Source organism: Oleiphilus sp. HI0117 (assembly GCF_001635235.1).
Map to the genome: position 1 here is coordinate 1 of NZ_LWGA01000855.1, position 2654 is coordinate 2654.

At 41.6% G+C, this 2654-nt stretch carries 2 protein-coding genes; both read left to right on the forward strand.

What is annotated here, in order from left to right:
- The first annotated feature begins 114 nt into the window (after window positions 1-114).
- Window positions 115-2010 (forward strand): tRNA uridine-5-carboxymethylaminomethyl(34) synthesis enzyme MnmG, encoded by a 1896-nt coding sequence (gene mnmG, locus A3757_RS14715; RefSeq protein WP_068507310.1) that lies wholly within the window; start codon window positions 115-117, stop codon window positions 2008-2010.
- Window positions 2011-2045: 35 nt separating this feature from the next.
- Window positions 2046-2654 (forward strand): 16S rRNA (guanine(527)-N(7))-methyltransferase RsmG (rsmG, locus tag A3757_RS14720; RefSeq protein ID WP_068739848.1); only part of this gene is annotated, 609 nt, incomplete at its 3' end.

The window sequence follows — 2654 nt, forward strand, 5'->3', positions numbered from 1 at the left end:
ACTCAAAATTTGAGTCATAAGTGCAAAACTGTATAAAAAATAAACTATAAAGGCTGCTATTTATCACTCAAATCTTTATAATGCGCGGCTATTTTATTTGACTGGGGATGCTAGGTGGATTTCGCAAAACATTACGATGTTATTGTTATTGGTGGTGGACATGCCGGGACTGAAGCTGCTTTAGCCGCAGCGCGTCGCGGCTCATCAACCCTTCTACTTACGCATAATATCGAGACGCTGGGTCAAATGTCATGCAATCCAGCAATTGGTGGTATTGGTAAAAGTCATCTTGTTAAAGAAATCGATGCTCTAGATGGTGCTATGGCACGAGCAACCGATTTGGCGGGTATTCAATTTCGAGTGCTGAATAGCCGTAAAGGGCCAGCGGTAAGAGCTACACGCGCACAAACAGATAGAATCTTATATAAAGCCGCAATTCGAGAAACCCTGGAAAACCAGGAAAACCTGGATATCTTCCAACAATCGGCTGATGACTTGATTGTTAAAAATGACCGGGCTTGTGGCGTTGTCACCAATATGGGAGTTCGCTTCCATTCAAAGACCGTTGTTTTGACAACTGGAACCTTTTTAGGCGGTGTTATTCATATTGGTTTAGAAAACCATTCAGGTGGACGTGCGGGAGATCCACCGTCGATAGCATTGGCAAAACGCTTAAGAGAAATGCCTTTTCGTGTTGGCCGTTTAAAAACGGGTACACCGCCCCGAATTGATGCACGTTCAGTTGATTTTAGCGTAATGGACGAACAGCCAGGTGATACACCTTTACCGGTAATGTCTTATACCGGCACAGTTGAACAACATCCAAAACAGATTTCTTGCTATGTAACCCATACTAATGAACGTACGCATGAGATTATTCGCTCAGGTTTTGATCGTTCACCCATGTTTACAGGCATCATAGAAGGAACAGGCCCACGTTACTGCCCTTCTATTGAAGATAAAATTAATCGTTTTGCAGATAAAGACTCCCACCAGATTTTCGTCGAGCCTGAAGGGCTGACAACGCATGAGTTATATCCAAACGGCATTTCAACTAGTTTGCCCTTTGATGTGCAAATTGACTTAGTGCGTTCAATGAAGGGCTTCGAGAAAGCACATATTACGCGGCCTGGTTATGCAATTGAGTACGATTTCTTTAACCCTCAAGACTTGAAACAAAGCCTAGAGACAAAGTTTATCGAGAACTTGTTTTTCGCTGGCCAAATTAACGGCACAACTGGTTATGAAGAAGCCGGTGCCCAAGGTTTACTTGCTGGTATGAATGCTTCGTTGAAAGCAAGTGGTGATATGCTTTGGTGCCCTCGTCGAGATGAAGCTTATATCGGAGTACTGGTTGATGATCTGATTACACTAGGAACCAGTGAGCCTTACCGTATGTTTACAAGCCGTGCTGAATACCGTTTGTTACTACGCGAAGATAATGCTGACCTAAGGTTAACTGAGATCGGACGTAATTTAGGTTTTGTAGGTGATGAGCGCTGGTCACAATTCTCAAGCAAGCGCGAAGCAATCGAGAAAGAAACAGAGCGTCTAAAAACAACTTGGGTGCAACCTGGCTCAGAAGGTGGGAAGATTGCTGACAAATATTTTGATCGACCTATTTCGAGAGAATACAGCCTTCGTGACTTGCTAAAGCGTCCTGAAATCAATTATCAAAGTATTGCTGAAATAAACGGTGATCCAACAATTTCTAATGCTGTTGCTGAACAGATTGAAATACAAACCAAGTATGATGGTTATATCAGTCGTCAACAGGATGAGATTGATCGTTTAAGAAAGAATGAATTAACCAAGCTGCCAATCGATTTCAATTATGATGGAATTTCTGGTCTATCCAATGAGATTAAGCAAAAACTATTAGAGGTTAAACCAGAAACAATTGGCCAGGCATCTAGAATTCCGGGAATTACACCGGCTGCTGTGTCATTGGTACTCATATATCTGAAGAAAAAATCTTTATCTAAATCAATCAAACATGAAAGTGCCTGATTTCGGCACTTCACGTATCTTAAAAGAGAATAGACGTGATCAATGCATCGCAACGTGCCAACTTTAGTAATATTCTAAGCGACGCGGCAGAAAAAATAGGTATTACTCTAAATGAAGAGCAGAATGGCCTTTTACTCGACTATTTAGAGTTATTGATCAAATGGAATAAAGCCTACAATCTGACGGCTATTCGTGACCCGGAAGAAATGTTGATTAAACATCTGGTCGACTCGCTTAGCATTGCTCCTTATATAAAAGGTCAGGACATCGCTGATATCGGTACCGGCCCTGGATTACCCGGTATACCGATGGCCATCTTGTTTCCAGAAAAGCGCTTTTTGCTGGTCGACAGCAATGGTAAAAAGACACGCTTTTTGACTCAGAGTAAGATTACACTTTCGCTAGCCAATATCGAAATAGTGCATGGACGTGTAGAGAGTGTTGCGCAGGATAAACAATTTGACCAAATTATGTCACGCGCATTTACAGCGCTAGATAATATGGTAAAACTATGTAAGCACTTACTTACTGAAAAGGGTGAGTTTTTAGCAATGAAAGGTTTGCATCCAAAAGATGAGATTAATGCACTGCCAATAGATTATCATGTTAAAAACGCAATTAAGTTATGTGTTCCCGCTTGTGAA